This is a genomic window from Ensifer sp. 4252 (genome assembly GCF_050434565.1).
Classification (GTDB): Bacteria; Pseudomonadota; Alphaproteobacteria; order Rhizobiales; family Rhizobiaceae; genus Ensifer.
In genome coordinates, this window is record NZ_JBNDIU010000025.1 from 61,450 (window position 1) to 83,813 (window position 22,364).

Genomic DNA, 22,364 nt, shown 5'->3' on the forward strand with positions numbered 1-22,364 from the left:
GCGGCATGCGGCGATCACGTCGCGTGCCTTCCGCACTGTCATCCCTTTTCCTTGAGGGCGTCCCATGGCTGCCGGCAAAACAGGCGGATTGAAGCGCTATTACGATCTGAACGGCTGGCTGTTCGTCGCCCCGTCGTTGCTCCTCATCGCGATCTTCCTTGTCTACCCGATCTTGCGCTCGCTCTACCTGTCCTTCTTCTCGGGCAAGGGTATGATGATGAAGTTTGCCGGCTTCGGAAACGTTGTGCGGCTATGGAACGACCCGGTCTTCCTTCAGGCGTTGAAGAATACGGTCACTTTCTTCATCATCCAGGTGCCGATCATGATCACGCTGGCGCTTCTGCTGGCGGCGGTTTTGAACAACGACAGGCTGAAGTTCATCGGCTTTTTCCGCACCGCCATTTTCCTACCCTGCGTCGCCTCGCTCGTTGCTTACTCCGTGCTTTTCAAAAGCATGTTTTCCGTCGATGGCGTGGTGAACACCGCCCTTCTGGCGGTCGGTCTGATCGCCACGCCGATCGGCTGGCTGACGGAACCCTTCTGGGCCAAAGTGCTCGTCATTCTCGCCATCACCTGGCGCTGGACCGGCTACAACATGATCTTCTACCTTGCGGCTTTGCAGAACATCGACAAGTCGATCTACGAGGCTGCGAGGATAGATGGCGTGCCCGCCTGGGCCCGCTTCGTCTACATCACCGTACCCATGCTGAAGCCGGTGATCCTGTTTACGACGATCATCTCGACCATCGGTACGATCCAGTTGTTCGACGAAGTCTACAACCTGACCGAGGGCCGCGGCGGCCCGGCGAACGCGACGCTCACCCTCTCGCTCTACATCTATAATCTCACCTTCCGCTTCATGCCGAGTTTCGGCTACGCCGCGACCATTTCCTACGTCATCGTAATCATGGTGGCGCTTCTGTCCTTCCTCCAGTTCTATGCGGCGAGGGACCGCTCATGAACGCCTCGCGCCTGGTCACAACCGCGCTGCAATACGTCTTCCTTGCGACGGCAGCCTTTTTGTCGATTTTCCCGTTCATCTGGATGGTGATCAGTTCGACGAACACGTCGATCGACATCATCAGCGGCCGAACGGGCATCGGCGAAGCTTTCGCCACCAATGTCGCCAACTTCTTCACACAGGTCGATGTGCCATTGGTTTTCTGGAACTCCGCGAAGGTGGCGGTACTTGCGACGCTGCTGACGATCGTCGTGTCGTCACTTGCCGGCTACGGCTTTGAGATGTTCAGGTCCAAGGCGCGCGACCGCATCTACGCGCTCGTGCTTCTGACACTCATGGTGCCATTTGCAGCGCTGATGATCCCGCTGTTCATGATGATGGCGAAGAGCGGCCTCATCAATACGCATATCGCGATCATGCTGCCGACGATCGCGTCCGCCTTCATCATTTTCTACTTTCGCCAGTCGACGAAGGCGTTTCAGACGGAGCTTCGCGATGCGGCCAAGGTCGACGGTCTCAAGGAGTGGCAAATCTTTCTCTACATCTACGTTCCGGTGATGCGCTCCACCTACGCGGCCGCTTTCGTCATCGTCTTCATGACCAACTGGAACAACTACCTCTGGCCACTCATCGTCCTCCAGTCGAACGAGACCAAGACGATCACCCTCGTCGTCTCCTCGCTCGCCTCCGCCTACTACCCCGATTACGGCGTGGTCATGATCGGCACGATCCTCGCCACCGTCCCCACCCTTCTCGTCTTCTTCGTCATGCAGCGCCAGTTCGTGCAGGGCATGCTCGGTTCAGTAAAATAGGAACGTCGTCAATGCGCATTACTGAAAACTTCAATGCCAACTGGGTCTTCCGCCACGACTTCGAGTCAGCGCATGTTCACGCCCTTCAGGCGGGCGAAACCGTGCGGCTGCCGCACAGCGCCGTCGAACTGCCCTACAACTACTTCGACGAGACCGATTACCAGAAGCCGTTCACCTATCAGAAGCGTTTCGACTGGCGCGCTGAATTCGAGGGTCGCGAAGTCTCGCTGGTCTTCGATGCGGCCATGGCCGATAGCGTCGTCTATCTGAACGGCAAGGAAATCATCTCGCACAAGGACGGCTATACGCCGTTCGAGGCGCGACTGACGCCGCATCTGGCGCGTGGCGAAAACCTGATCACGGTCAAGATCGACGGCTCTGAGAACCCCGAGATCCCACCCTTTGGTGGCCAGATCGACTACCTCTGCTATGCCGGCATCTACCGCGACGTCTGGCTGAAAGTGACAAGCCCCGTCTCGATCGCCAATGTGAAGATCGAGACGCCGGACGCGCTCTCTGAAAAGAAGTCCGTGATTGCTCGTGTCTTTCTGGCCAATCCGCAAGGGCTCACCTTCTCCGGCGCGCTTGCTGCAAAGATCCGCCGCAAGGGTGGTGGCGATGTTGCGGCTGCCTCGATCACGGTCGATGGCAACGAGGTGGCGTTCACCTTTCCCGATCTCATCGATATCGAACTCTGGGATATCGACAATCCGGCGCTCTACGCCCTGTCACTCAAACTCGAGACCGAACACGGGGACGACGCGCTGACGCAGCGCTTCGGCTTCCGCACCGCACTCTTCACGCCGGAAGGGTTTCTGCTGAATGGCAGGCCAGTGAAACTGCGCGGATTGAACCGCCACCAGGCCTTTCCGCATACCGGCTATGCCATGGGTCGGCGCGCGCAGGAAAAGGACGCGCACATCCTTAAGTACGAGCTCGCCTGCAACGTGGTGCGCACATCGCACTATCCGCAGTCGAAATGGTTCATAGAGCGCTGCGATGAGATCGGCCTGCTCGTTTTCGAGGAAATCCCAGGTTGGCAGCATATCGGCGGTGAGGCCTGGCAGAAGGAATCGATCGAGAATGTGCGCCGCATGATCGAGCGGGACTGGAACCATCCCTCGATCATTATCTGGGGCGTTCGCATCAACGAAAGCCAGGACAACCACGCCTTCTACGCTGAAACGAACCGTCTTGCCCGCGAACTTGATTCGACCCGTCAGACCGGCGGCGTGCGCTTCATCACCAATTCGGAACTGCTGGAAGACGTTTACACGATGAACGACTTCATCCTTGGAAACGAGGAGCTACCGGGCAACAACCGTGGACGCGTGGTGCTGCGCGATCGGGTGGAGACGACGGGCATCAGCCGGCCGATCCCCTATATGATCACCGAATACAATGGCCACATGTATCCGACCAAGCGTTTCGACCAGGAACAGCGCCAGGCCGAGCATGTGACGCGGCATCTCCTGATCCTCAACGCTGTTGCCGGCGACCAGGACATTTCCGGCTCCACCGGCTGGTGCATGTTCGACTACAACACGCACAAGGACTTCGGTGCCGGCGACCGCATCTGCTATCATGGCGTGCTCGATATGTACCGGATACCGAAACTGGCCGCCTATGCCTACGCCTCGCAAGGGGACCCCAAGGAAAACGTTGTGCTTCAGCCGGTGACTTTCTGGGCACGCGGCGAGCGCAATATCGGCGGCGTGCTGCCATTGATCGTGTTGACCAACTGCGACTATGTCGAAGTGAAGTTCGGCGAATGGCCGGAGAAACGGATCTACCCGGACAGGGAAAACTACCCGCATCTGCCGCATCCCCCCGTCGTTCTCGACCTGCGCAGCGTAACACCGGAAGAATTCGGCACCTGGGGGAGGGTCTGGCGCGAGGGCACCTTCACCGGCTACGTCGACGGCAAGCCGGTTAAGACGCTGACCCTTCCGGCCGACCCGGTCCCGGCGACGCTGGAGGTTACCGCCGACGACACGGAGCTGCGCGCTTGCGAAAAGGATGCCGTGCGGGTGGTCGTGCGCGCGCTCGACCAATGCGGCAATCTGCTGCCCTATTTCGAGGAGCCCGTCATTCTTTCGCTCACCGGTCCCGGCCGGATCATTGGCCCGGCCGATCATACGCTGAAGGGTGGAGCGACCGGTTTCTGGATCGAGGCCGGCGAAGCCAAGGGCAAACTTGAGCTGACTGTGAAGAGCCGCCGCTTCGATACCCAGTCCCTCACCTTTACCGTTAGCTGAGTAATCGCCATGGCCGAAGTCCGTCTCACCGACATTCGCAAGCGCTTCGGGGCGCTCGAAATCATCAAGGGCGTCGATCTGTCGATCGAGGCCGGAGAGTTTGTCGTCTTCGTTGGCCCATCGGGCTGCGGAAAGTCGACACTGCTGCGCATGATCGCCGGGCTAGAGGACATCTCCTCCGGCGAGCTCACCATCGGCGGCCAGGTGATGAACGATGTCGATCCTTCCAAGCGCGGCATTGCGATGGTGTTTCAGTCCTATGCGCTTTATCCACACATGACGGTGCGCGAGAATATGGGCTTTGCGCTCAAATTCGCCGGCATGGCGAGAGAGGAGATCGATAGCCGGGTCAACGACGCGGCACGAATTCTCGAGCTTGAGCCACTGCTGGATCGCAAGCCGAAGGCGCTGTCGGGCGGTCAGCGGCAACGCGTGGCGATCGGTCGCGCCATCGTACGCAATCCCCTTGTCTTCCTGTTCGACGAGCCGCTATCGAACCTGGACGCCGAGTTGCGTGTGCATATGCGCGTCGAAATCGCCAAGCTGCACAAGGAACTGAAGTCGACCGTCATCTACGTGACGCATGACCAGGTGGAAGCAATGACACTAGCCGACAAGATCGTCGTCCTGCGGTCGGGTATTGTCGAACAGGTGGGCGCACCACTCGATCTCTACGACGACCCGGCAAACACCTTTGTTGCAGGCTTTATCGGCTCACCGCGCATGAATTTTCTGAAAGGCCATGTCGCAAGCGTCGCAGACGGCCGCGTGACCGTGGCGCTGACGAGCCAGCCCGGTGTCGCGTTGTCTCTACCCCTTAGATCGACATCCGTTGCCACCGGCGACCTCGTCACCCTCGGAATTCGTCCCGAGCATTTTCTCGCTCAAGGGAAGGGTGACGCGGATCTCACAGTGAAGGTCGATGTCGCGGAGCACCTCGGCAATACCAGTTACGTCTACGCTCATGTCTCCGACAGCGAACGGATCATCATCGAACACGGTGAGGTCCGCAATATCGCAAGCCGCGAGACCTTGAGCATCGGCATTGCCGCATCGCGGTCATTCCTGTTCGGTGATGATGGTAATCGCATCAGGTAGGCCCCCGAACATCTGTGGACACCCCCGTGGGCGCAAGTTGTTTTTCCAGGCACGGTAAGCGCGTAGTCGGGTGACGCTTGCGTTGGCGGGAGATCGGTTCCACCTCGCAGGCAAGGTTGCAGAAGGGTAACAACCAGCCTTCAAATTTTCGATGCAGCGAGTTCATCATCTGCAGGGGGCTCAAACATCCGCGCCCATTTCAAGATCATCTCCTCAGGGATGCGGAATGCGGTGGCAGGAAGCGACGCATTCCGGGCCGCCAAGCGGGTTAAGATCTCTTCTATCCCCGTCGGCACATAATGAATGATAGTGTTGGCTCTCAATTGCACAGCACGGCTGCGAAACTCGTCGCGCTCAGCCCGAGACCAGAAGCCAAAGTCCAAAATAACATCAACACCTTGTATCAGTATGCGCCCGGCTGTCTCCCAGAGCAGTGCTTCTATAGCGCTGTGCCTCGTGTCGTGCTCGGGATCGTTCAGATCCTGACCGAAGAGGCGAAGATGCCACTCGTCCGGCGTCAGCCGAACTGCCGGCAAGACCCTTTCGAGTTCCTTCGCCCGCGTTGTTTTGCCGGAGCCTGGTGGTCCAACCATCAGATGCAGCGTCGCCGATGAGTATCCTTTTGCCCAAACCGTCTCGGGTTGACTTCGTTCAAAGGTCGCAACTGGTCGAGAGCTGCTGGAGACGGCGCTGAGTTGTTTGCTTCGGATGCTTCAGGTTTCGCGCTTGCGACGGTTGAGCAGCTTGTCACCATCGGCGCCCTTCGCGCGAGCCGGCAATCGCCGGTCTAGCCGAAGCAACGCCTGCGCGCAATATGGCGCGTTGCGCGCAGGTGGTCGTCAAGACAAGCAATGGACGAAATCCATCGTGTCAGTTCAATCGCGCGCCCTGCGCCGAGAAGAGGTGGATCTTCGCTAGATCAGGGGCGATCGCCACCGACTGCCCGGGTCGAACATCCACACGATCGCGGATCACCAATGTCGTATCCAAAGCGCCGAGCTTGACGACCAGATGCGTCTCGGCGCCAGTCGGCTCCACCACGCCGACCGTCGCTGGAATGCCGCTTTCGGCAATAGCCAGATGCTCGGGCCGGATGCCATAGGTGCGCGCAGCACCCCCGGAGTAGCCCGGCGGCAGCGGAAGCGCTTTACCGTCATCGGTGACGAACTGCCCATCGAGGATTGAGCCATGGAAAAGGTTCATGGCGGGCGAACCGATGAACGTGGCGACAAAGGTGTTTATTGGCCGATCATAAAGGTCGAGCGGCCGGCCGACCTGCTCGACGACGCCGCCACGCATGACGACGATCCGGTCTGCCATTGTCATTGCCTCGATCTGATCATGCGTGACGTAGACCGTCGTTGTCTTCAGCCGCTGGTGCAGATCCTTGATTTCGGCGCGCATGGTTACGCGCAGCTTGGCATCGAGGTTTGACAGCGGTTCGTCGAAAAGAAACACCTGCGGATGACGGACAATTGCACGGCCCATCGCCACACGTTGGCGCTGGCCTCCGGACAGCTGCCTGGGCAAGCGGTCGAGCAACGGTCCGAGTGCCAGGATATCGGCCGCCTCCGTTACCCGGCTTTGGATCGCCGCCTTGTCCTGTCCCTTCAGCTTCAGCGCGAACCCCATATTCTCCGCCACGGTCATATGCGGATAGAGCGCGTAGCTTTGAAAGACCATGGCGATATCGCGCTCTTTGGGCGCAATATCGTTGACGACGCGGCCGCCGATGCGTATCTGGCCGCCGCTGATGTCTTCGAGACCGGCAAGCATGCGCAGCAATGTCGACTTGCCGCATCCCGAGGGCCCGACGAGTGTGACGAACTCGCCATCCTCAATGTCGATGGAAACATCGTGAATAACAGGAACGGCGCCATATTGCTTTCTGACCTGTTCGATCGTGACGGATGCCATGGTTATTCCTCCCCTTGCGCAATCAGAGTTCGAGGTGCCAGATCGTGGCGGCGGCAATGTTGCCCGCGGACGCTAATAGGCGTGCGGTGCTGACGGCGGCAAAGCCTGGCAGCCGTTTCGTCCCCGTCCAGCGACCGTTGTCGGCAAAGACTTCAATTGAGCCGACATCGAGAAAGATGCGCAGCGTCGACGGTTTGGCACCGACGGCGATGTAGCGCGGTGTCTCCTTGCCGTTCGGCGGGGCGTAGTGGATGATCAGGCCCTCCGGGCCGAGCTGCACGCCGAGGCCGACCTCCGGGTGATCAAGCTCGAGATGGAACGTCGCACCCGGCGCCGCGAGCTCGATGACGATCTCGACGGCCCCGTTGCCGAGGCCGACCGGCTCCTGCCCCTTGAGTTTGCTCTCGTCGATCAGGCCCCGGCGCAGCGTCGCGACTGTTTCGACCGGGGGCGTCAGCAGTGCGTCCTGTTGCAGCAGCAACTGGCGAGGCAGCGTCATTGCCGTTGGAAAGTCGATCTTCTTTGAGACCTCGGTCCAGTTTGCAAGCCATGCGATGCCGATCGGCCCGGATCGATCCACGAATGCCTGGAAAGCATAGGCGTCGGTTGCGAAATCCAGCTCCTGCTCGAACTCCTTGACGAAGGTGCGGCCATCGAAGCGGCCGACAGTTGCAGCCGTGATGTTCCGGCGTCCCGTTTGCGGATCGCGGCTCGTCAGCAGTCCGAAGATGAGAGCCCAGCGTGTTGTCGGATCGTCGGCGGGCCCGTCGAGCGGCACGATGCAAGGGCACTCTGCCGCCGTCATCCCGAACCGGTCTTCCCGGTGGAGAATGCCGATGAAAGTCCAGTCGGAAGCGCCGTCCGGGTCGCCGCTTTCGTAGAGCAAAACGACGCCGCCGGCGCGGTCGCGGCTGCCGACCAACATCTTCCAACGACCGTCAGGGCCCCTGAAGACATAGGGATCGCGGAAGTCGAGCGTCAGGTCGAGACCAGCTGGCCGCTGAGGAAGAATGATCTCTTCGGCGCCGGCTGTAATCTGGTCCCGCGACACGGCCGTCAATTGGATCTGCTCTTCCGGCTGTCGGTCCTTGACCTGCTCGGTGAAGAAGACCCGAATACCGGGTTCACTTGACGATAGCGGAATTGCCGAGCCGGAAAATGCCCCGCCGCGACCATCGGCGCGGGCCGAAAGGTCCGCTGAGGGAAACAGGAAGATCGGCAAGTGTCGCCAATGAACGTAGTCTTCCGATACCGCATGGCCCCAATGCATGGTGTTCCAGCGCAAGCTGTGCGGATAGTGCTGGTAGAAGAGATGGACATGATCGCCGAAGCGGCCAAATCCGTTGGGATCGTTCATCCATCCGAAGGGTGGGCGAAAATGGTAACCGTTGGCGACCGTCGGTGCCGCATTTTCGTGGCTGCTGTGCAGAATCTGGATGCCCTTGCTGAGGACATCCTGCTGGAAGGCATAGGCAACGGAGACGAGCGTGGTGGTCGGGTCATAGGCAAGGACGGTTCGACCGCCCTTTTCCAGTTCCAGGCTGTGCTGCTCGAACTCGTCAGCGTTGGAAACCACCAGACGGCCGATTTCGCGACCGGCCACGGACGCTGAGATCTCGGCCGATGCTCCTGTGGGTGTGGCCTTGAGCCAGATGTGGATCGTGGTCGCATCCGCAAGGACTGCGCTGATGGTCTCGACGTTTCCGGCGTGAGCGGGAGCGGTATTTGCATGCGTTGTCATTGATCAACCTTTCACGGCCGAGCCAACGAAGGAACTGACGAACCAGCGTTGGAAGGCAAGATATAGGGCGAGGATGGGCAGCATCATCAATACGGACGCAGCCATGGCGCGATCCCAATAAATGCTGTCCTGACCGAAGAACGTGGCGATCGCGACGGCGATCGGCCGTGCGTAATCGGTCTGAGTGACGAGTATCGGCCAAAGATACTGGTTCCAGCTCTCGATCCCCATCAGGATCGAAACGGTGGCGAGTGCCGGCAGACTGAGCGGCAGGAAAATCGACCGGTAGATGCGGAAAATCGATGCGCCGTCGATCTGCGCCGCCTCGAAGAGTTCCTTCGGAAGCTGCGCGAAGAACTGGTAGAAGAGGAAGATATAGAGCGGGCTGGCGATCCAGGGCACGATCTGCACCGCGAACGTATCTGTCATGCCTGCGCGTGACACCATGATCACGAGCGGCATGATGATGCTTTCCTGCGGGATGACGTAGAGGGCTATGACCAGCGAAAGGATCACTGCGCGGCCACGCACGGAACCCCAGGCAAGCACAAAACCTGCCATGGAATTGACGATCAGGCCCGAACCGACCGTCAGCGCGAGGATGATCAGCGAATTCAGCAGATAGCGCCCAAAGGCAAGCTCGCCTGAGAAATTGCCGACCTCCGCGAAGTTGGCGAGTGTCGGATCGGAGACCCAGAACGCCCTGAAACTCCCCATATCGGTCAGGATCTGGAAGCGATCATCCTTCAGGCTGGCAATCAGCAGCATGAACAAGGGTGAGACGATGACGAGCGCGATGACAAGGATGCAGGCCGTCTGGACGATGCGCAGCGAACCGACAGCCGAGCGGGCCGGCGTTACCTGCGCGTGTGGTGTGGAGATTGCGATATCAGACATCGAAACGCCTCAGAAGTTGACGCTGAAGCAGCGCGATAACGAGAACGATGAGAAAGAGAATGACCGATACGGCCGAAGCATAACCGAGCTTCTGCTCCTCGAAGCCGGAACGGACCATGTAGTGGACCACCGTCTCGGTGCTGCTCTTGGGTCCGCCCTGAGTCAGGATGGCAACCTGGGTATAGAGCTTGAACGCCTGGATCGTCGTAATCACCAGCACGAAGACATGGGTCGGCCGCAAGCCCGGCATTGTTACGTGCCAGAAGCGCTGCAGCGCGTTTGCGCCGTCGATCCTTGCTGCGTCATAGAGTTCGTCCGGTATGGATTGGAGACCGGCGAGATAGACGATCATCTGGAAGCCGTAGGCCTGCCAGGCCGATAGCAGCACGATCGAGAACATCGCCCAGTTCGGGTCTCCGAGCCAGTCGATCGGTTCGATGGTTCCGCCCGACAGGAAACCGATCACCTGGTTGAAGGGTCCGGTTGGGTACTGAAACAGCGTTCCCCAGATGACGCAGACGACGACCATCGACGTGATCGCAGGCAGAAAGAACAGGCCGCGAAAGAGATTTTGAAAAGGCATCTTCTGGTGCAGCAGCAGCGCAGTGGCAAACGCCAGGCCGCATTGCACCGGCAGGATCCAGAAGGTGAAGCGCGAGACGTTCCAGAGCGATGTCCAGAACAGATCATCTTTAAGGATGCGCAGGAAATTGCCGAAGCCGACAAAGCGGACCGGCGTTGGTCGCGGCACCAGCGGCTGGTTGGTCATCGCCGTCCAGAAGGACAGGAGGAACGGGACGATCAGGAAAATCGTCAGCAGCGCGACGGCAGGCGCAAGCATACCGATCTCCTGAAACAGTCGGCCCCTGTCCCGGCGCCAGGCGGGACGAGCCGCAACCGCGGGCTCGGCTGATTGTTGCAATGTCATATTCTCCTCCTCCTCACATCAATAGGCGGGGCCGGTGACGGGCCCGACGGCGGCAGATCCTTCGCGGCCCCGTCATCGTGGCCCGTCTTCGATTTTTTACTGCTGCTCGTCGAAGGGCGGGTAGCCGTCGTTTTCCTCGATGTCCTCGTCGATCTTGGCTGCCGCCGCAGACAACGCTGCCTTGGCGTCGCCGCCATTGAAGATCTCATCCACCGCCTGCATGAAGACCGACGTGATGACGGGATAGGCAGGGTGCGGGGGACGCGCGACCGCGGTCTTGGATGCCTGTTCGAACGCGACGGCCAGCGGACCGCCGGTGTTGTACAAGGGCGATGCCGCCGCGAAGGTCTTCAGGCCGGGATAGCCGGAATCGGCCGTCGTATATTCGCGATAAAGCTTGTCCTTCAGCATGAAGCTGACGAACTTGCCGGCAATGTCCGGATGTTCGGAGGCCGTTGTGATGCCCCAGATCCAGGTGCCGTTGGGGCTTGCGCCCTTCGGTCCGAACTTCGGCAGCGGCATGACGACGATGTCGTCCTTCATCGAGGCGGCTGCTTCTGCGTAGAACCAGTGGCCGCCGAGCGCGAGCGCGGCCGGATGGCCTTCGGCGAAGAACTGGTTGGTGCCGGAAGATTGTGGCACGACCCAGCCGTTCTTGACCCATGTCTGCATCATCGTCAGGGCTTTAACGCAGGCGTCGCTGTCGAGGGTGCCGGTCGATTTCCAGGTCGTGCGATCGATCAGATCACAGCCTGCCGATTGCAGGATCGGGCCGTAGGCATAGGTGATCCATTCGGTCTTGATGCCGTAACCGCGAAAGGTGTCGATCGGCCACTTGACGCCATCGACCTTGGCGAGCTTTTCGAGGTAGCCTTCAAATTCCTCCTGCGTCCAGGCATCGTCCACCGACTTCGGGATGCGGGCGCCGATCGCTTCCAAATACTTCCTGTTGCCGTAGAGCACGACCGAGGAATCGGTCAGGCCGATCGCATAGAGATCCTTGTCGATCGGATAGGTGCCCTGAGCGACGTTCGATGCCGTCATGTCATCGAGCACATCCTGGTCGATCAGAGATTTGATCGGCTGCAGATAGCCGGACCAGACATAGTTGGCGAGAAATGGCGCATCGAGCTCCATGACGTCAGGCAGTTGCTTCGACATGACCGCGGCGCTGAATTTCTCATTGTAGGCATCGTGGGGCGCGTAGATCAGCTCGACATCCACATCCGGATTGGCAGCCTCGAAGCGTTTGGCGACCTCGCCGTAGGTCGAAACCCAACCCGGATCACCTTGGTGCATGACATGAAGGACGGTTTTCGCTTCGGCAGTCACGCCCGCGGCCGCAAGGGCCGCCGACGCCATCAGTAGTGAAAGTAAACGTTTACCCATCACAGTAACTCCTCCTCATCAGGGTTTGGTCTTTCAGTTTGATCAGACGGATGAGCGCTCCACCAACTGGAACGCGAGTTTGCGCACCTCGCCGGGGGCGGCATTTTCGGTAAGCAGAATGTCTGCCGCCAGGCGGCCCATGGCGCGGTGCGGCAGAGCCATGGTCGTCAACGGGGGATCAAGCCTGGAAGCAATGTCCACCTGGTTGTCGAAGCTTGCGACGGCAACGTCATCCGGAATCTGGGCGCCAACCCGTCGCAGCGCGGCGTAGACTTCCATCGCGACACGGTCGTTACCGCAAAGGATCGCATCCGGGCGCTCCGGGCCATCCATCAGCGCGGTTACATGTGAAAGGACAAGGCTATGGGCCCGGTCGCTGTAGATCGCGCGGCGGACCGCCGGCAGCACGCGGGCTCGACCTGCGTCAAGCCCGGCTTCGCCGAGTGCGCGCCGGAAGCCGGCTTCACGCAACTCTCCCGCCAGAAGCCCCGGCAGGTTGATGAAGGCAATGTTCCGGCGGCCAGCTTCGATCAGATAGCTGGTGATCTCGTGGGCCGCGCCGATCTCGTCCGGCACCAGAGACGTCACTTTGTCATTGGCCTCGCGGCAATTGATCATGACGCCGACCGTCTCTGCGAACTCCGCCGGCAGCGATACCGTCTTGTGATACATCGCTGCGTAGGCAATCGCGCGTGGACGGAAGCGGCGCACCTCTTCGAGCACGGAGGCCACATCGCGACCGCCGCCGAGTGTCATTGCAAAAACCGCCATGTCCGAGGCGCGTGCGGCACCGTCCAGTCCACGGATGATTTCGGTGGCGAACGGCGAGGTGATCAGGTCATCGGCGACGACTCCGATCAGCGGCATCCAGCCCTGTCGCATGCCCCGCGCGGCCAGGTTGGTGACGTAACCCAGTTCCTCGGCGATCTCCTTGATGCGCAGCCGCGTTTGTTCCGACATCCGCGCGGAGCCGCCGTGCAACGCACCTGAAACGGTCTTGATGGAAACGCCGGCGCGTTCCGCAATGTCGCTCAATGACGTTGTCACGGGCAGTCCTTGGGTTAACGGTTACCCATCTCTACCCGATCGGTATCCTTGAGTCAATCTTTCGGCATTGAATGGCCTGCAAGAGGGTTTGCGAAAAGGCAACCATCACCCCTGCCCCGCCGAGACATATCCGCGCATTTCTTTTCGGCACGTCAGGCAAATGAAAAAAGGAAAACCCCGAAACTGGGAGGTTCCGGGGCTTCCTCGCCGCGCGACCGGGAGAAAAAGCTACGCGGCGTGAACCTTCCTTGCGCTTCGCGCCCATTCCGGGATCCAGTTGCCATGAGCGGCAAGCAGGTCGTCGGTGAGCGACCAGATCTGGTCGAGATCGAGCTCGGCCGCCGTATGCGGATCCATCATGGCCGCATGATAGAGATGCTCGCGGTTCTCGGTCATCATCGCGGCGACCGTCAGTTCCTGCACGTTGATGTTGGTGCGGATCAGTGCGGTCAGTTGTGGCGGCAGATCCCCGATAAGGGTCGGCTGTATGCCGTTCTCGTCGACGAGGCACGGCACTTCTGCCGCGCAGTTGGCGGGCAGCGAGGTGATGCAGCCATTGTTGCGCAGGTTGCCGTAGATCACCGAGGGCTCGCCCGTCCAGACGGAATTCATGATCGACGAGGCATATTCCTTCGACGGCTTGACCTCGATCTTGTCGGCGGAGCGATAGGCGGCCGCCTGCCCTTTCCAGCGCTCGACCTGCTCGATGCAGCGCTTGGGATATTCGTCGAGCGGGATGCCAAACTTTTCGATCAGATCGTCGCGGCCTTCCTTGATGAAATATGGCGTGTATTCGGCGAAGTGCTCCGAGCTTTCGGTGACGAAATATCCAAGCCTGGTCATCATCTCATAGCGAACCTTGTTCGGGCAGCGCGGGTTCCAGCCCGGCTTTGGCGCGCGACCCTCACAGTAGGCGCGCAGCAGATCGGGATAAAGATTGCGATAGGACCCGTCCGGCTGGCGGTGCTCGAACTTGAGGAAGAACGCCATGTGGTTGATGCCGGCCGAGCGGTAGCGGATCTCCTCGTAAGGAATGTTCAGATCCTCAGCGAGTTCCATCGCCGTGCCCTGGACGGAGTGGCAGAGACCGACCTGCTTGATTTGAGGGTATTTCTCGGCGATCGCCCAGGTGTTGATCGCCATCGGGTTAACGTATTGCAGCAGGATTGCCTCGGGGCAGACCTCTGTCATGTCAGCGCAGATGCTCCACAGATGCGGCACCGTACGCAGGCCACGCATGATACCACCAACGCCGAGCGTGTCGGCGATGGTCTGACGCAGGCCATATTTCTTCGGCACCTCGAAATCCGTGACCGTGCAGGGCTCAAAGCCGCCGATCTGGAACGCGACGACGACGAAATCGGCACCTTCGAGCGCCTTGCGCTGGTTGGCATGCAACTCGATGGTGGCTTTGGCGCCGAGCGTTGAAATCAGTTTGCGAACGACGACTTCGCTTTCCTCGAGCCGTTGTGGATTGATGTCCATCAGCGCGATTCTTGCGCCCGACAAGGCCGGCCGCTGCAGCACGTCGCCGATGATATTCTTCATGAAAACGGTCGAGCCGGCGCCGATGAAGGTGATCTTGGGTTGTCTCGTCATGAAATGCCTCTTTTCTGCTAGGCGGCCACTTCGAAGGCGGCTCTGACGAGCCGTTCCGTGTAGGCGGTCTTGGGATTTGTAAGAACGTCCTCGACCGGCCCCTCTTCAACGATCTTGCCGTGCTGCATCACCACCACCCGGTGGCAAAGCGCGCGAACGACCTTCAGATCATGGGAGATGAAGAGGTAGCTCAGTCCCTTCTCGTCCTGCAGCTTGCGCAGCAGTTCGATGATCTGTGCCTGAACCGATAGATCAAGCGCCGATGTCGGTTCGTCGAGCAAGATGAACTCGGGCTCCAGCGCGATCGCCCGGGCGATTGCTATGCGCTGCCGCTGACCGCCTGAAAACTCGTGCGGGAAACGCGACAGAATGTTGGTGGGAAGGCCGGCGCTGTCCAACGCGTCGCGCACCCGCTCCAGGCGCTCGCTGCGGGTGGCGCCAAGCCTGTTGACGATCAGCCCTTCCTCGATGATCTGGCCGACCGACATGCGCGGATTGAGCGAGGAGAACGGATCCTGAAAGACGATCTGCATGCGCGAGCGCAACGGTCGCATCTCGTCGCGCGACTTGTTTTGGATCGGTTCTCCATTGAACAGGATTTCCCCGCCCTCGGCTCTCAGCAGCTTGACCAGGGCTTGGCCGAAGGTCGTTTTGCCCGAGCCGGATTCGCCAACGAGCCCCAATGTCTCGTGACGATGAAGCTTCAGGCTCAGGCTGTCGACCGCGACCAACTCCTTGAGCTGCGGCTTGAAGAAACCGCCCGCCCGAAGCATGAAGGAAACACGCACCGAGCGACCTTCCAGAATGGCGGCGGAATCCGGCGGCATCGGGTTGGCGATGCCCTTCGGCTCGGAGTTGAGCAGATGGCGGGTATAGGGGTGCTGCGGGTTTTCAAACAGCGTGGCCGTGGTGTTGTGTTCTTTTACCTCGCCGTTCTGCATGACGTAGACATAGTCGGAGAACTGCCTGACGACGGTGAGGTCATGCGTGATTAGGATCACCGCCATACCAAGCGTCTTCTGCAGATCGCGGATGAGGTTGAGGATCTGCGCCTGGACGGTGACATCGAGTGCGGTCGTCGGCTCGTCGGCAATCAGCACATCGGGATTGTTGGCAAGCGCCATGGCAATCATGATGCGCTGCCGCTGGCCGCCCGACAGCTGGTGCGGATATTGGTTAAGGCGTGCTTCCGGATCGGGGATCTGGACCTGGCGCAAAAGATCGAGCGTGCGCTCGGTTGCTTGCTTCCGGCTCAGCTTCTGGTGAACCCGGATCGCCTCGATGATCTGGGCGCCGATGGTGTAGACCGGATTGAGCGAACTCATCGGCTCCTGGAAGATCATCGAGATGCGGTTGCCGCGCAGCGCCCGGCGCTGGCGATCGGAGAGCTTCAGCACGTTCTTGCCGTCATAATCGATGCTCGAACGCTCCGACACGCTGGCGCGCTTTGTCAGCAGCCCCATAACCGTGCGCGCGGTGACCGATTTTCCTGAGCCGGATTCGCCGACGACGGCGATCGTCTCACCGCGATAGAGCTGGAAGGAGACATCTTTCACCGCATCGACCAGTCCACCTTCGACCTTGAACTTCACCGCCACATGGCGTGCGTCGATGATCGGGGAGCCGATGGCGGCGGCGTGATCATGCCGCTGTTCGGGGGCAAGCTGGTTGAAGTCCACGAGGGCCATGGGTTTCTCCTCAATAGGGGTCGACGGCGTCGCGCAGACCATCGCCCAGTGCGTTGAACGCAAAGACGGTGATCAGCACGAAAGCGACGGGCGACAGGATCCAGGGATAAGACCCGATGACGGAATAAGTGGCGGTGTCCTGGAGCATCAATCCCCAGGACATCAGCGGCGGCTTGACCGCGAAACCGAGGAAGCCGAGGAACGATTCCAGCAGGACCACGTTTGGGATCGCCAGCGTCACCGCGACGATGACGTGGCTCATGACGTTGGGAAAGATGTGCTGGAAGATGATGCGGCGATCGGTGGCGCCGATCGCCATGGCTGCCCGCACGTAGTCTATTCTGGCCAGCGCCAGCGTCTTGCCACGCACCTCGCGCGACATCTGCGCCCAGCCGAGCGCCGACATGACGAAGATGACGAAGGCAAGGAAGACGTTGGTCGGTGCCGTCACGGGGATCAGCGACGTCAGCGCCAGGTAGAGCGGTAGTTGCGGGAATGCCAGCACCAGTTCGACAAAGCGCTGCATCCAGGCATCGAAACGTCCGCCGAAATAACCCGACACCATGCCGATCGTGGTTCCGACGACGGTCACGATGAACACCACCGTCAACGCGATCATCAGGGATACGCGTGAGCCGTGGAAAATGCGCGACAGCACATCGCGGCCAAACTTGTCCGTGCCGAGGAAATTCACCGGTGTTCCGTCGACGGCGCCGAAGAAATGTCGGTCGGTTGGCACGAGGCCAAGGAGCCGGTAGCTGAACCCCTTGACGAAAAAACCGAGGTTTTTCGGATTGGCATAGTCCGGACCGACGATCGGCTGGAAGGTGATCGGGTCGAGCTCGGTGCCCTCGCCTATCTGGTAGGTGCGTGGCCAGACGAGTTTGCCATCTTGGTCGGTGATGCTGATCATCTGTGGTGGTGCGAAGGCGACGCCGGTGAGCTTCGGATCGACGGGGGAGAAAAACTCCGCGAAGATCGTCATAAGCATCAGGAGGCAGACGAGGATGAGGCCAGCCATGCCGGTCCAGGAGCGCTTGAGGCGGCGCCAGACGAGCGCCAGATAGGTTTCGTTGCCGTGATGAGGCGCCGGCACCGGAACGGCGATGATGTCTTGAACGTCGGCCTTCATGCGTGTGCACCTCCGCCAAGGCGCACCCGCGGGTCGAGCATTGCCAGGAGTAAATCGGCTATGATGTTGCCAATGATGAGCGTCGCCGACAACACGAGCATGAAGGTGGCGGTGACATAGACGTCGCCGACCCACATGGACCCGACGATGGCGGGTCCGACGGTCGGCAGGGCGAAGATGATCGCCGTCTCGATCTCGCCAGTCAGCATGTAGGGCAGAACGACACCCTGATACATGACCAGCGGATGCAGCGCATTCGGCACCGCATGGCGCATGATGACGGCACCCTCCGACAGACCCTTGGCACGGGCAGTCTCGACATATTGGGCGTTGAGCGTATCGAGCAGATTGCCCCGCATCACGCGCATGTTGTAGGCGAGACCGCCGAAGGTGGCGATGGCGATCACCGGCCAGACATGCTTCAGGAGATCGACAAACTTGTCCCAGGACCAGGGCGCGCCGCCGTAGCGGGCGGAATGGAAGCTGTTGATCTCGGTGACGTTGAAATGGAAGACCAGAATATAGACGATGATCAGCGCCATCAGGAAACGCGGCACCGTCATGCCCAGGAAGGAAATGCCCGATAGCAGGCTGTCGACCCATGAATATTGCCGCGTGGCAGCCAGGATGCCGAAGGTGATGCCGATGACCGATGCGAGGATGTGACATACCAGCGCCAGCGCCAGCGTGCGCGGCAGCCGTTCGCCGACCACGTCTGCCACCGGCTTGTTGTAAAACAGGCTGTGGCCGAAGTCGCCACGCGTCAGGATGCCCGTGAGCCAATCGACGTATTGCACCGCCATCGGCTTATCGAGGCCGTTGGCGATCTTGTAGGCCTGGGCCTGGGCGTCGGCTTCCTCGAAGGAGGCGCCGCCCTGGTTGATGAGCTGCGAGCGGATATAGTCGCTGTAGTCGCCCGGCGGTGCCTGAATGATCGCGAAAGTGACGACGCTCAGCACGAAGAGCACGGGTATGGCGGATGCGATGCGCACAAGCAGAAATCGGAACATGGCTGTTAGGTTCTCTTGTGTGTTTGAGGGATCGTTCCGGCCACGATCGGCTGCGGCCGGAACGAACTCTGTGCTGGATCAGTTGATGGGGCCGCCTTCACCCGGCTTGCCCGGCAGCTGCTCGGGGAACAATTCGTAATCCCCCTGCTTGTCGGCAGTGACAAAGACCCTTTCCCGGATGATCGTGTCTTCGGCCCAGTTGAACATGAAGATCGGGGCACCGCTTGGAATGTTGGAGAAGCGCTTGTTGATGACCAGCGCCCCCGGATATTCCGTCAGGCCGACCGTATCGACATTGCTCGTCGATACCTTCTGATACTGCTTCATCAGATCGGCGCGCTCGTCATTGTCATTGCTGGCGATGAACTTGTTGACGATATCAACGAGCTCTTTTTCGAACGGCATCAGATCAAGCTCGCCGCTCTCCGGCACGCGGTGATGCCAGCTGGTGCGAGGGCCTGTGGCTGCAAGTTGGGGCGTGTTCTGCACGACGGAGGACAATTCGGCTCCGTTTCGATGAACCATCCAGTCGAAGCGGCCGGCATAGTTAGTGGCGTCCCGTTGCTTGCCGTCCAGCGAGTTGAGGACGATGCGGAGCCCAAGCTTTTCCATTTGGCCGACCACGCCTTCGGCGAGGTTCTTGTCCGTATTGTACTCGGAGCTGACGAGAAGCACGATCTCGACATCCTTGCCGCCCTGTTTGTCGGCGGGGTAGTTGACGAAGCCGTTGCCGTCCGTGTCCTTCAAGCCGGCCTTCTCGAGCAGGGCCTTGGCGCCTTCGAGATCAAAGGGATAGTAGACCGTCGACTGGCGATCATAAAAGCTGGTGCCGGAAGACAGCCCGCCGGGATAGATCGCGGTGAAAGGCCCCTTGACGAGCGACTCCCCGAGCTTCTTGCGGTCGATCGCCATTGTCACGGCCTTGCGGAAATCCGCGTTGCGATTGAGTTCGCGCACGGCCTTCGCGCGCTCATCCGGATCGCCCCAGCCGTTGCCCGAAAAGTTCATGTGGAGATTGTAGCCGATCAGGCGAGCGCCGAAGGCAAGGCGTGCGGGTGCCGTCTCCGATGCCGCGCGCTTCAGGGATTCAACGAAGTTCTCCGGCTGCTCGAGGTTGGAGAAGTCGCCTGACCCGGCGATCGCCTGCACGTCGCGGTCGGCCCAGGTCGACAGCTTGTAGTGCATCTCATTCAGATAGGGCAGCTGGTTGCCCGCCTCGTCGACCTTCCAGTAGTAGGGGTTTCGACGCAGCACGATGATGTCGTCCGAGCGGTACTCGACCGGCACCCAGGCACCCATGACAGGTATGTTCATGTACTCCGGCGGAAAGCCGTTCTTGTACTGGTCGTAGGTCACTTCCTTGTTGTATTTCGGGTGCTTGGTTTTCAGGATGTGCGCCGGGCCCGGGCAGAAGGTGCCATAGGCCATGGAATAGAGATGCTGGCGCGGGAATGCCTCCTTGAAGGTCCATTCGACGGTGTTGGCGTCGATGGCCTTCAGCGTCGTACCTTCGCCGAAGGTTTCCGGCGTCGCTCCGTTGAGCGGCGAGACGTTCGGATCGACGACGTTGTCCTCCCAGTAGAACATGACGTCATCAGACGAAAACGGAACGCCGTCCGACCATTTCGCACCCTCGATCAGATGCATGGTCAGCTTGTGACCGTCAGCCGACCACTCCCAGCTTTTCGCAAGATTCGGCAATGGCTCCATGTCCTTTGCCTCGACTTGGTAAAGCGGTGCCGTACGGGTAAGGCATTCGAACATTTCGATATCGATGCCGCCCCAACCTTGCGTCTGGCCGGCCGAATAGTTCCAGCCTTCCGGGCGCCCGCCGACCACGTGGCGCATCGTGTCGCCGTAGACGCCGATACCGTCGGGCATGTTGCCCGTCTTGAAGACCAGGGGTTCCTTTGGCAGGCGCTCGGCCACCGGCGGCAGCTTGCCGGTTTTCACGAACTTCTCGGTGACCCACTCGGGCTCGCGATATTCCGGCAGAGCCTTGTATTCGAGGATGGAATCGCGCGGCACGTAGGTGATCTTGGCCTGTGCGGGGAATGGCGGTTGTTCGGGCACGACAGTCGGCTCGGAAGCCCAGCCTTGCACGGCAAAGGTCGATACGCCGACCATCAGGGCGGCTCGCAGTCTAAAATGGCGCATTGCGTTCATCGTTTCTCTCTCCCTCATGCTTCACGCCGGGCCGAGACGGCACGGCTTGCTCCTCAAGCATTTTCCTACAGTCGTGGGATGCGTAGTGGCGGCTCTCCCATGCTGCCGCATCCCCCGCCCTCGCCTCGGCCCGTCAGCCGGCCGCGCGTAACTTCGTTGCTGCCTTCTCGGCGCGCAGTTCTTCGATCGATCGGATTTCGCGCCGGGCAGCGCCCTTCCACTCGCGGGTCCTGACTGTTGCCTTGCTCAGGCGCTCTCTGGCGGCGGGCACGGCATGGGTGTATTGGGGAAGCCATTCCGCCTGGGCGACGATCATCTCGTCGACCATTTGCCAGACCTCCTCGGGCGTACAGACGGCGCCGACCAGAGGGTCGTGCAGAACCGCCAGCTTCAGAAGGTCGATATCGCCCGCGATTGCCGCATGGACGGACATGCGCTGGACGTTGATCGATGAAATGCAGGTGGCAGCACATGCTTCGGGAAGAGTGATGCCCGCGACCATGTTGATGCCGAAGCGATCCACGAAGCCGGGCGATTCAATGATCGCGTCAGACGGCAAGTTGGTGATCACGCCGTTGTTTTTCACATTGAAGTGGCCGCGGTAGACACGCCCGGTCTCCAGTGCCTCAAGGATATGGCTGGCGTGCTCGTTGGAACGGCGCGCGGGATCGATCGGCCTGGCGGCCGCTTCGAGGAACTGCGGAAACTCGGTCTCAAACCAGTTGCGGGTCTCGGTCGAGTGGCGCAGATAGCCGCCGGTCTCACCGTGGATCCAGTCCGACATGTCGATCCAGCGCGTCACTTCCTCTGGCCGCTTGCGGTACCAGGGCAAATACTCCGACAGGTGGCCGTTGCTCTCGGTGGAATAGACGCCGAAGCGCTTGAGGACGTCGATGCGCAGCTTTTCCTGGCTGGAGAAAACCGGATGCGCCTCGAAGGCGGCGACCAGTTCGTCCTTGCCGATCTTGCGACCGCGCAGCCTGACGTCGACGAACCAGGTCTGGTGATTGATGCCGGAGCAGATGAAATCGAGTTCGCCGTCCTTGGCGCCGAGGATCTCGGCGATCTGTTCGCCGCCGTGCTGGACACCATGACAGAGCCCGATCGCGTCGACCTTGCCATACTCGATCGCCGCCCAGGTGTTCATTGCCATCGGGTTGGCATAGTTGAGGAACTTCGCACCCGGCTCGGCCAGTTCGCGGATATCCTTGCAGAAATCCAGGATGACCGGAATGTTGCGCTGGCCGTAGAGAATGCCGCCGGCGCAGATCGTATCGCCGACGCACTGGTCCACGCCGTATTTCAGCGGGATCTGGATATCATCCGCATAGGCGCTGAGCCCGCCGACCCGCACGCAGCTGATGATGTAGCGCGCACCGGCGATCGCCTCGCGACGGTCGGTCGTTGCCGTGACCTTGGTCGGCAAATTGTTCGCCTCGACTACTTTGTCGAGGATCGATTTGATCATGCCGAGGTTTTGCGCGCTCAAGTCCGTGAGCGCGAACTCGACATCGTGAAACTCCGGAACGCAAAGAATATCCGTAAAGAGCTTCTTGGTGAAACCGACGCTGCCGGCGCCAATGATGGCAATCTTGAAGTTGCTCATGCTGTCCTCGTCACTGTTTGTTCGGTCGAATACAGGGATGTTGGGTAAAATTGGTGCGCCTTAGAGGTTGCGCTGACGCGCCTTTACCCTCCCGGTCTCCCTCTCCAATGTTGTT

The 22,364-nt window shown here is 60.2% G+C and carries 17 protein-coding genes; 4 read left to right on the forward strand and 13 right to left on the reverse strand.

Annotation, left to right across the window (positions count from 1 at the left end):
- Positions 1 to 64 precede the first annotated feature (64 nt).
- From ABIE33_RS30455 to ABIE33_RS30470, 4 genes are read left to right on the forward strand one after another with little or no spacing between them, the layout of a single operon-like run.
- Positions 65 to 961 (forward strand): carbohydrate ABC transporter permease, encoded by an 897-nt coding sequence (locus ABIE33_RS30455; RefSeq protein ID WP_429131995.1) that lies wholly within the window; start codon positions 65 to 67, stop codon positions 959 to 961.
- Positions 958 to 1,773 (forward strand): carbohydrate ABC transporter permease, encoded by an 816-nt coding sequence (locus ABIE33_RS30460; RefSeq protein ID WP_429131997.1) that lies wholly within the window; start codon positions 958 to 960, stop codon positions 1,771 to 1,773. The genes ABIE33_RS30455 and ABIE33_RS30460 overlap by 4 nt, the downstream gene beginning before the upstream one ends.
- A gap of 11 nt (positions 1,774 to 1,784) precedes the next feature.
- Positions 1,785 to 4,031 (forward strand): glycoside hydrolase family 2 protein, encoded by a 2,247-nt coding sequence (locus ABIE33_RS30465; protein WP_429131999.1) that lies wholly within the window; start codon positions 1,785 to 1,787, stop codon positions 4,029 to 4,031.
- A 9-nt stretch (positions 4,032 to 4,040) separates the two neighbouring features.
- A complete protein-coding gene (locus tag ABIE33_RS30470) occupies positions 4,041 to 5,129 on the forward strand; it encodes an ABC transporter ATP-binding protein (RefSeq protein WP_429132001.1) in 1,089 nt (362 codons plus the stop codon).
- Positions 5,130 to 5,269: 140 nt separating this feature from the next.
- Here the strand turns inward: ABIE33_RS30470 and ABIE33_RS30475 are convergent, their stop codons facing one another.
- The 13 genes from ABIE33_RS30475 to ABIE33_RS30535 form a co-directional block, all read right to left on the reverse strand.
- Complete coding sequence (locus ABIE33_RS30475) at positions 5,270 to 5,722, reverse strand: AAA family ATPase (RefSeq protein WP_429132003.1); 453 nt, start codon at positions 5,720 to 5,722, stop codon at positions 5,270 to 5,272.
- A 277-nt stretch (positions 5,723 to 5,999) separates the two neighbouring features.
- Entirely contained in the window at positions 6,000 to 7,046 is a 1,047-nt protein-coding gene (locus ABIE33_RS30480) for an ABC transporter ATP-binding protein (protein WP_429132005.1), read from the reverse strand.
- A gap of 22 nt (positions 7,047 to 7,068) precedes the next feature.
- A complete protein-coding gene (locus ABIE33_RS30485; RefSeq protein ID WP_429132007.1) occupies positions 7,069 to 8,787 on the reverse strand; it encodes a glycoside hydrolase family 32 protein in 1,719 nt (572 codons plus the stop codon).
- A gap of 3 nt (positions 8,788 to 8,790) precedes the next feature.
- A complete protein-coding gene (locus tag ABIE33_RS30490) occupies positions 8,791 to 9,684 on the reverse strand; it encodes a carbohydrate ABC transporter permease (protein WP_429132008.1) in 894 nt (297 codons plus the stop codon).
- Positions 9,677 to 10,612 (reverse strand): carbohydrate ABC transporter permease, encoded by a 936-nt coding sequence (locus ABIE33_RS30495; protein WP_429132010.1) that lies wholly within the window; start codon positions 10,610 to 10,612, stop codon positions 9,677 to 9,679. The genes ABIE33_RS30490 and ABIE33_RS30495 overlap by 8 nt, the downstream gene beginning before the upstream one ends.
- 96 nt (positions 10,613 to 10,708) lie before the next feature.
- Entirely contained in the window at positions 10,709 to 12,001 is a 1,293-nt protein-coding gene (locus tag ABIE33_RS30500; RefSeq protein WP_429132011.1) for an ABC transporter substrate-binding protein, read from the reverse strand.
- 42 nt (positions 12,002 to 12,043) lie between these two features.
- Complete coding sequence (locus tag ABIE33_RS30505) at positions 12,044 to 13,048, reverse strand: LacI family DNA-binding transcriptional regulator (protein WP_429132014.1); 1,005 nt, start codon at positions 13,046 to 13,048, stop codon at positions 12,044 to 12,046.
- A gap of 228 nt (positions 13,049 to 13,276) precedes the next feature.
- A complete protein-coding gene (locus ABIE33_RS30510) occupies positions 13,277 to 14,647 on the reverse strand; it encodes an alpha-glucosidase/alpha-galactosidase (protein ID WP_429132016.1) in 1,371 nt (456 codons plus the stop codon).
- 17 nt (positions 14,648 to 14,664) lie between these two features.
- Positions 14,665 to 16,335 (reverse strand): ABC transporter ATP-binding protein, encoded by a 1,671-nt coding sequence (locus ABIE33_RS30515; RefSeq protein WP_429132017.1) that lies wholly within the window; start codon positions 16,333 to 16,335, stop codon positions 14,665 to 14,667.
- 10 nt (positions 16,336 to 16,345) lie between these two features.
- Positions 16,346 to 17,467: an ABC transporter permease gene (locus ABIE33_RS30520; RefSeq protein ID WP_429132019.1), complete on the reverse strand. Its 1,122-nt coding sequence runs from the start codon at positions 17,465 to 17,467 to the stop codon at positions 16,346 to 16,348.
- The gene (locus ABIE33_RS30525) at positions 17,464 to 18,477 is read right to left on the reverse strand and encodes an ABC transporter permease (RefSeq protein WP_429132021.1); all 1,014 of its coding nucleotides are present in this window, start codon (positions 18,475 to 18,477) and stop codon (positions 17,464 to 17,466) included. The genes ABIE33_RS30520 and ABIE33_RS30525 overlap by 4 nt, the downstream gene beginning before the upstream one ends.
- Before the next feature lie 78 nt (positions 18,478 to 18,555).
- Positions 18,556 to 20,634 carry an ABC transporter substrate-binding protein gene (locus tag ABIE33_RS30530; RefSeq protein WP_429132023.1) on the reverse strand — a complete coding sequence of 693 codons (2,079 nt, stop codon included), beginning with the start codon at positions 20,632 to 20,634 and terminating at the stop codon, positions 18,556 to 18,558.
- A 142-nt stretch (positions 20,635 to 20,776) separates the two neighbouring features.
- Positions 20,777 to 22,249, reverse strand: coding sequence for an alpha-glucosidase/alpha-galactosidase (locus ABIE33_RS30535; protein WP_429132025.1), 1,473 nt, complete (start codon positions 22,247 to 22,249; stop codon positions 20,777 to 20,779).
- Between the last annotated feature and the right edge of the window lie 115 nt (positions 22,250 to 22,364).

Bases quoted from the DNA above. Each gene is read 5' to 3' on its own strand.
- ABIE33_RS30455 (WP_429131995.1), top strand. From the start codon at position 65: ATGGCTGCCGGCAAAACAGGCGGATTGAAGCGCTATTACGATCTGAAC.
- ABIE33_RS30460 (WP_429131997.1), top strand. From the start codon at position 958: ATGAACGCCTCGCGCCTGGTCACAACCGCGCTGCAATACGTCTTCCTT.
- ABIE33_RS30465 (WP_429131999.1), top strand. From the start codon at position 1,785: ATGCGCATTACTGAAAACTTCAATGCCAACTGGGTCTTCCGCCACGAC.
- ABIE33_RS30470 (WP_429132001.1), top strand. From the start codon at position 4,041: ATGGCCGAAGTCCGTCTCACCGACATTCGCAAGCGCTTCGGGGCGCTC.
- ABIE33_RS30475 (WP_429132003.1), bottom strand. From the start codon at position 5,722: ATGGTTGGACCACCAGGCTCCGGCAAAACAACGCGGGCGAAGGAACTC.
- ABIE33_RS30480 (WP_429132005.1), bottom strand. From the start codon at position 7,046: ATGGCATCCGTCACGATCGAACAGGTCAGAAAGCAATATGGCGCCGTT.
- ABIE33_RS30485 (WP_429132007.1), bottom strand. From the start codon at position 8,787: ATGACAACGCATGCAAATACCGCTCCCGCTCACGCCGGAAACGTCGAG.
- ABIE33_RS30490 (WP_429132008.1), bottom strand. From the start codon at position 9,684: ATGTCTGATATCGCAATCTCCACACCACACGCGCAGGTAACGCCGGCC.
- ABIE33_RS30495 (WP_429132010.1), bottom strand. From the start codon at position 10,612: ATGACATTGCAACAATCAGCCGAGCCCGCGGTTGCGGCTCGTCCCGCC.
- ABIE33_RS30500 (WP_429132011.1), bottom strand. From the start codon at position 12,001: ATGGGTAAACGTTTACTTTCACTACTGATGGCGTCGGCGGCCCTTGCG.
- ABIE33_RS30510 (WP_429132016.1), bottom strand. From the start codon at position 14,647: ATGACGAGACAACCCAAGATCACCTTCATCGGCGCCGGCTCGACCGTT.
- ABIE33_RS30515 (WP_429132017.1), bottom strand. From the start codon at position 16,335: ATGGCCCTCGTGGACTTCAACCAGCTTGCCCCCGAACAGCGGCATGAT.
- ABIE33_RS30520 (WP_429132019.1), bottom strand. From the start codon at position 17,467: ATGAAGGCCGACGTTCAAGACATCATCGCCGTTCCGGTGCCGGCGCCT.
- ABIE33_RS30525 (WP_429132021.1), bottom strand. From the start codon at position 18,477: ATGTTCCGATTTCTGCTTGTGCGCATCGCATCCGCCATACCCGTGCTC.
- ABIE33_RS30530 (WP_429132023.1), bottom strand. From the start codon at position 20,634: ATGCGCCATTTTAGACTGCGAGCCGCCCTGATGGTCGGCGTATCGACC.
- ABIE33_RS30535 (WP_429132025.1), bottom strand. From the start codon at position 22,249: ATGAGCAACTTCAAGATTGCCATCATTGGCGCCGGCAGCGTCGGTTTC.